Annotated in this window: 5 protein-coding genes and 1 CRISPR repeat array; of the genes, 1 reads left to right on the top strand and 4 read right to left on the bottom strand. The window is 67.7% G+C overall.

The window, feature by feature from the left end:
• The 4 genes from MJ797_RS12425 to MJ797_RS12410 form a co-directional block, all read right to left on the bottom strand.
• Nucleotides 1-1,386: CRISPR-associated endonuclease Cas3'' (locus tag MJ797_RS12425; RefSeq protein WP_239334497.1), on the bottom strand; the 1,386-nt coding region annotated here is incomplete at its 3' end.
• Entirely contained in the window at nt 1,383-2,105 is a 723-nt protein-coding gene (gene cas5 / locus MJ797_RS12420) for a CRISPR-associated protein Cas5 (RefSeq protein WP_239334496.1), read from the bottom strand. The genes MJ797_RS12425 and cas5, both read right to left, overlap by 4 nt.
• Nucleotides 2,102-3,661 (bottom strand): type I-B CRISPR-associated protein Cas7/Cst2/DevR, encoded by a 1,560-nt coding sequence (gene cas7i / locus MJ797_RS12415; protein ID WP_239334495.1) that lies wholly within the window; start codon nt 3,659-3,661, stop codon nt 2,102-2,104. Before cas7i ends, cas5 begins: the two co-directional genes overlap by 4 nt.
• Nucleotides 3,658-4,233, bottom strand: a complete 576-nt coding sequence (locus MJ797_RS12410) for a CRISPR-associated endoribonuclease Cas6 (RefSeq protein WP_239334494.1) — start codon at nt 4,231-4,233, stop codon at nt 3,658-3,660. Before MJ797_RS12410 ends, cas7i begins: the two co-directional genes overlap by 4 nt.
• 926 nt (nt 4,234-5,159) lie before the next feature.
• Between MJ797_RS12410 and MJ797_RS12405 the strand changes: the two genes are divergently transcribed.
• A complete protein-coding gene (locus MJ797_RS12405; protein WP_239334493.1) occupies nt 5,160-6,188 on the top strand; it encodes a pentapeptide repeat-containing protein in 1,029 nt (342 codons plus the stop codon).
• Between the two features lie 761 nt (nt 6,189-6,949).
• Nucleotides 6,950-7,223: direct repeats of the CRISPR family, unit length 30 nt; unit sequence CGGATCACCCCCACGGGCGTGGGGACGGCA.
• Nucleotides 7,224-7,254: the final 31 nt, after the last annotated feature.

The raw sequence follows: 7,254 nt of genomic DNA, 5'->3' as shown, positions 1-7,254 counted from the left end.
AAGCGTCGCGGACAGCACCCCGATCCGGCTACCGAGCCGCGCCCACATTCCGAAAATCGCCAGGATGAAGCCGAGCCTGCGCGCGTCATAGGCGTGCAGCTCGTCCAGGATGAACACCGAGTTGGCGCTGTCGAGCAGGATGCCGCTGTGCGCCGGGCCGGCAAGCGCGCCGCGCAGCAGCTGATAGGGCGTGCCGACACGAACCGTCTCGCGGAACAGCCGGGTCGCGCCCGCACGGGCGAGCGCCTTCGTCGCCGCCGCGGTGGCGTCCCCGGGATCGTCATCCTCCCCGCACAACGATCGGGACAGGTAGTAGGACGCGGCCCGCGAGTGGCTGACCCCGATCAGGGCCTCGTCCCCGACGTCCCTGGCCGCCAGGCGTGCCGTCATCGCGTTGATCGAGGCCAGGTAGGGCAGCGTGTAGAAGACCCGTGGTACCCCGCCGCACATTCCGCTGATCGCCGTGGTCTGCCGGGATGCCCACAGCAACCCGGCTTCGGTCTTCCCGCTGCCCGTCCACGCCCTCATAATCAAATGGCCGTCGACCTGCGCCGCTTCCGTCTGATGCCGATGGAGCAGCTGCCCGGCCCCGGTCAGCCGGGCGGCAAGCCGCTCGGAGTATGTCGCGTCCAGCGGCTGCCGGGTATGCAGGCAGCCGTGCCCGCTCGACAGGTGGTCGGCCATGGTCACCGCTCCCTGCAACAGGACGGCAGCCAGGCCCAGGACATGATCGACCGGTTCGTCCCACTGGTCGAGCAGGTCGAACAGCAACCGGTGCGCAGCTGTGAGGATCACCGCTTCGTCGGCCGGGATCATTCCGTCTGGCGTCCCGGTCGCCACGGGGTCGGCCGTGGCGACGCCGTGCTCGCGGGCATGAGTGGCCAACCAGCCCACCAGCGCCAAGGCCCGGTCTCGGTCGACGCTGCCGATCTCCCTGGCGAGCTCATCCGCCGATGGCCGGCAGTCGCGGTAGAGCCGCCGCAGGGATTCCTTTCCCCTTCCAGAGTCGTTCCGTAGCGCCCGGTGATGGGTGGCGACACCGAGTGCCACCCAGGCGAGGTCGGGCCGGGTGCCGAAGAGCAACGGTAAGAACCCCAGTGAGACGACCTCGTGACGCTGGCCCCAGCCGCGTGAACGCCCCTTGATCATTTCCTGGAATCCGCTGGCGACTTTCCCGGCATCGTGGGTGAGAGCGGCTGCGGCAGCGGTGTCCCAGAAGGTCCGTTCGAGGTGTGCCGGCAGCCCGCGCAGCCAACCGACCCGCTGTGCGATCTCGCGCGAAGCACGCAAAGTAGCCGCCGAATGCTCAGTAAGCAGTTCTCCCTGACCGCCGCGGCCGGATCGGTTGCTCTTGGCCAGCAGCGTGTGCAGCGGGTCGGCGGTCACGCGGTCTCCGGTGTCTCGGCATGCCGCGGGTGGGTCGGCGGCAGGAGCACGACGGCCTGGCCGGCGGTCGTCGACAGCCCCTCAGGGAACATCGGGCCGGCCAGCATGGCCCGGTCCGCTCGGGATGACCGGAAACGGTATCGCCCCCATCTGGTATGGGCCCGGTCACGACCGATCGCGGTCGGGAGCTGCAGCAGCGAACCGAACGTGCTCATGGCCGCCGGCACAATCGCCGCTCGTTGCCATCCACCCACGGTTCGCAGCTGCGTCACCGCTGTCTGGATTCCGATCTGATCCTGACTGCGGCCCAGGCGCAGCGGCCACACCGGACGCCGCAGCCGCGACAGCCACCGCTCGACATCATCGAGAATCCACACCGTCAGCCTGACGTCGCTGAGGAACTCACGCTCCCGGGGAATCGGGTCGGTTGCCCTGCCGCGAGCGTCCAACGGATGGTAGGTCTCCAGGTCGGTCCCGTCACCCGCGGCGGTGAACGCCATGGCGAAACGCATCGACGGATCGACGGTGTCCCATCCACCGGCGGCCGCGGCGAGCAGACCACCGACGGTGGACGGCTGCGGGCACGGAAGACACATCTGCGCCGTGGCGTAGAGCGGGTTCCGAAACGACGCCACCCGAGCTGTCACCGACACTTCCAGAGCCATGACTGTACTGTCCCGGCCGGTTCTCGCATCGGCCGGGACAGACTGCGCGGTCATGCTTTCGGATCCTCGAACCAGCCGTCGTGTGCACCGTTTTCGATCTCGTCCGCGAGCCGGCCGAACAACACCCGAGGATGATCGAGAAGAATCGCGCGAGCGGCGATCTCCTCAGCAAGCTCCTCGAGCGCGGTCTCGCGCTGCGTGCCGAGAAACCCCGGGGACCAGCCGAGATACACCGGCCCGTCCAGCTCGCCGCGCCAGACTGAGATCTCCTCCCGAAGAATCCGGCTCGCGAACGACGTACGGCCGTCCCGGACAGCCAGGATGCGGGTGAACGGGTTGACACCGCCGCGGACCGCGCCAAGCAGCATCAGTGCCGGCGTGCAGTCCCCGTAATGCAGCGACCGCTTTGCGCCGCCTTGCACGGCGGTGAGCGTGCGCAGCAGGACTGCCGCGCGGCGGCGGCGTTCCACGAGGGAAAGCCGCAGCGCGCTGAAGCCGCGAAAGGAGATCTGTTTCGCGCCGGCCGAGGCCGCTTCCTTCGCCGCGTCCGCGGTGAGCGCAATCCGCAGCCCCGACCCGTCCGTCTCGAAGGTACCGATGCGGGGCAAATCCAACAGAACATCACCGGCCAGTTCCGCGCTGTAGAGCTCATGTTCGTGGATCACCGGATTCTCCCCGGCGTTGAACCCGCGGCTCATCGTCCCGAAGTCCTTGGTCATGCGCTGCTGGGGGACGACGGCGACCAGCGTGCCGGTGGCGAACACGGTGTCACGCTGGCAGGTGCCGCCGCCCTTGACCCTGCCCAGCCATTCCGCAAGCGGCTGCTCCAATGCGTAGATCTGTAGCGGGCTCGGGCTGGGCACGTTGTAGTTCGTGAAGACGAGGAGCTCGATGCCCTCGTACACGTCGTCCTCATAACCGCACAGACGCTCGAGGGCCTCGACCTCCGCCGCATACCCGCCGCCCTTGTCGACCGGGTTCCCCAGGGTGATGTGCCGGTGGTTCGTCTGGACCTGACGTGTGGTCACCTTCCCGAGAAACCGGTCATCCCAGCTGTGCACAGCGGAGCTCTGCCCACCGGTCAACCGGCAGCCATAAGGCAGCGCATGGAAGCAGCACACGCATGGCCAGCACAGGGCCAGGCCAGCGTGCCCGCGGGGCGTGCTGTTACGGGTCTGCTCGCTTTCGGCCAGCGGCACATCCACTTTGGCGAAGTAACCGACCGCGTCCCGACCACACAGGACACAGCCTCGGCCGGGCCAACAGTTTTGGTTGGGGATGGTCCGCCAGGCAAGAACCAGATCGATATTTTCCTGTCTGCTGCGCCGCGCCCGCGACGGGTGGTTCATCTTGGAGTTCGGGAAGAAGGAGCCGCTCGCCTTGAGCCAGAAAGCTCCCTCCGCCGTGGTGGACGGCAGCAGAGCCGCACGGACCGCGTCGTCGGCCATCCGACGCACAACGTCGTCGAACAGCTTGGCCGTCACCTGGCCCGGTTCGGAGCAGCCGGCAATCGCGGTGAACGCGTACGCACCAACCCGTTGCAGCGGGTGTGCGGTGAGCACGATCCGCTCCTGGTCCTCGATCGCATCCACGGCGGCCGGCGAAGTCACGACGCTATCCACCCGAAACCGGCGGAATTAGCCTGGCCCAAGCCCCATGACCACAACATGCCCAGCGTTTCGGGAGCCCCACGCAACCGGACTTCGACCGGCGCTCCGATCTTCTTCCCGTCGCCGACATCGAAGCTGCGTTTCGCTCCCATCCAGATGATTTGTTCAAGGGTTACGTCGGGGTCGACGCCAATCGTCTCCGCCTTGCGCTGCAGGCTCTGCGCGAGGTATCCGGGGAACTCCGGCTCCCACGGCAATAGGAACGCCTGGCGGGTCGTCCGTAGCCCGTCCGGACCACGGCCGGAGCCCTTCATCACCACCGGCGTAACCGTCCGCAGGACGCCAATACCATCACCGAAGGCCGGCGGGTCGACCAGGTCGACACTCTCGACATGTAGGGCAGCCCCACCCCAGTCGATTAGCGGCGTCTTGGTGAGGATCTTCGCCCATGCCTCCACGACCGCGAACAGGGGGCTACCGAGTTCGAGATAGCCCCGCCCGCCTACCGCGTAACGGCCCTTGACCCGTCTGGCCTGCGGAAATACCGGTGAGCCGAACCCGAACGGCGCCATTCGGTGAACGCCCCACCCTTGCCCATGCAGATTCTCCGCTACTTTCGGTTCTACATTTCGCAACAGCGAGTAACACAGTCCACGGCCGGGGAGCTGAACGTTCTTCCACTCAAGCTCCCGCGCCGTTGTTCTGACAGACACCCGTAACCGCATGATCTACCTTCCCCGTATGAGTACGTCTCGTCGAACAGGCCAAGCAAGTCGACTCGATGCGCACCGGCCGGCCTCCGGACGCATTCTGCACCACACCTCCGACTCCTTCTGACGGACGGCCGGCACACCAGGCACAGCAGGAAGATCACACAGGTAACAAACTCGATCAAGAAGAGCGAAGGAAAGAATCCCTCGAAGGGGCGATGAGAAACAAGGCATCAAAGCAATCGATACATGAACCTCGTTTCGATTCGCCCACAAGCGCGTCTGGCGCCTGATGAAGGCCGCTGGCCTGCAAGGACGCCACCCCCGAGCCTGGCGGCGCACCACCGCCGTCGGCGACCTCCCGTACCGGGGCGGCTGCGGTTGACAGCCGCCCCGGTACGGGTGAGATCCACTCAAGAGCCGTTCAACCACGGTTCAGCGTCACGCTTCACATCCACCTTCTCCGGATCGGTCCCATGAGATCCGCCGGTCACCGAGACTTGTCCAGGGCGTGTCTGATGGATGTTGGTCGATGTGGGCGATAATCCAGGAAGTGGCCTGCAAGGCGGAGGAGGCCCGGATAGCGGTGTTCTATCCGGGCCGACGACAACGTGGCAGGATGCCCTCTGGGCATCGAGAGCAGGGTCCCGCACGAACGCGAAGCGTTCGGGTGGGGGGCGAAACGATCGAAGATCCATCAGACACGCCCTAACCGTCGCATCGAGGGAACGGGGGCCTTGGCCGTGTCTGAAGCCGGGAGCGCGGGTCGACGAGATGGTCGACGATGGATGTGGGTGGTCGCCACCACCGCCGCGGCCGGGGCGGTGCTGGCGGTGGTGGGGATCTGGCACCTGCCGGCTCGGATGTATCCGGACGCGGGCGACACCGATGCACGGGCGGTCTTGCAGAGTGGGTTGCTGACGGTCGCCGCTGCCCTGGTCGCCGTCACCGGCGGGCTGGTGGCGCTGGACGAGACCCGCCAGGCGAACGCGGAGATCCGCCGGGCGAACGAGAACACCCACGTCCGTGAGCTGTATACGAACGCGATCGAGCAACTCGGTTCGGGCAATGTGACGATCCGTCTCGGCGGCATCTACGCGCTCGAACGCATCGTCCATGACAGCCCCGCCGACCAACGTGCCGTCGTCGAGGTTCTCTCCGCCTTCGTCCGCACCGCCGGCGCAGACAGGGGCACGGGAGCGGCGGCCACCCGCACGGCGGTACCTGCCGCGGCCCAGGCCCCGCCGACGCTGGCCGCGCCTGACGGCCCAGCTGTGCCACCGACCGCTGACGTTCGCGCCGCCGTCCAGGTCCTGGTCCGCCTCGCGCACCCAGCCGACCTCACCGGTGCCGCCCTCGCCCGTCTCGCCGGGCTTGCCGAACCGGTCAGGCTCACCCATCTCGTCCTCACTGAGGCCGACCTGAACCGCGCCCGGCTGGCCGGGGCAGATCTCAGCGGCACCCAGCTGGACGACGCGAACCTGGCCGGCGCCGACCTTCGCCGGGCGAACCTCACGGATGCGATCTTGATCGACGCGAACCTGGCCGGCGCGCTGCTCGCCGATGCGATCCTCACCCGCGCCCTGCTCTTCGGGGCGCGGCTCACCGGCGCCCGACTGAACGGGGCAGACCTCACCGGCGCGCAGTTAGGCCGAGCGGACCTCACCCGCGTCGAGCTCGCTGGAGCCACCCTCACCGGCGCCCAGGGCCTGACCCAAAGCCAGGTCAATGCAGCCCTGGGCGACGAGCGGACCCGGCTGCCGGCGGGGTTGCTCCGGCCGGCGTCCTGGGGTCCGGAAGACCGGCAGCCGGCGTGACACATCGATGACACGTCGGTGACACAGCCTCAGGACGCGTCGCGGGCCGACGTCCCGTCCGCCACCGCGTGCCGTCGAGTTCTTGATCCCGGCAGGCGCGCTCCCCGGCCCGCGGCACCCGCGGGTGCCTGCTGCCGGCCGGGACGGTCCAAGTCGTGTGGTGGCCACCAACTCGTCGAGGGTGCCGAAGAAGCGCGTGCGGGAGGCCTCAGCCGAGGAGGCTGGCGACCATGGGCGCGGGAACAGCCTTGCCTGGATGGCCGAGGCCGAGGACGGATTTGGTGGCGAGGATGCGGCGCAGTTCGTCATCTCGCACAGGGCCGAGACTACCTACCGGTACCACAAAGGGGAGGGGGTTTTCATAGCTACAGCACCACAGAAGGGAGGGGGTACGGAGGTATGCAGCACCACAGGAGGAGGGGGGTGGGTGGGGGCTGTGTGTAGTCGGCGCTGTGTGAGGTTGGTGCCGATGGCCTCGGGGTCTTGTGGGGCTCCAGGAACCCCGGTTCGAGCGGTGACCCGCGTGTCTGCTCGCCGGACAGGGCCCGTGTCGGGCAGGCTGGATGGTCACGGTGTGGTCGCTGCTCCACACCCTGACACGCCACACTCTCGGACTAATATTGCACGCAGCGCTACCTGCACACGCTGCCCACCGCTGATGAGACTGCCCTCGACGCGCTCGACCGCATCCGCGGTCACCGGACCGCGTAAATTCACGGTCAGCGAGTGATAGCCTCCTGTTCCGAACTGCTGTCCGCCGCCGGATCACCCCCACGGGCGTGGGGACGGCAGAAGCGCCGGGTGAGATCCCACTCCCTCGCACGGATCACCCCCACGGGCGTGGGGACGGCACCAGCATGCTGCAGCGCAAGCTCCGCGTCGGCGGATCACCCCCACGGGCGTGGGGACGGCATGGCCATACGGGTCACTGCTCATGTCTCCTCCGGATCACCCCCACGGGCGTGGGGACGGCTTGACTACGACGGCGAGGGTGACATGGCAACGCGGATCACCCCCACGGGCGTGGGGACGGCACACACGTAATGGATCTCTCCGGCCAGCATGG

The organism is Protofrankia sp. CiP3 (genome assembly GCF_917627345.1).
Classification (GTDB): Bacteria; Actinomycetota; Actinomycetes; order Frankiales; family Frankiaceae; genus Protofrankia.
Note: the sequence above shows the minus strand (reverse complement) of the source record. Positions and strands in the feature narration are given on the sequence as shown.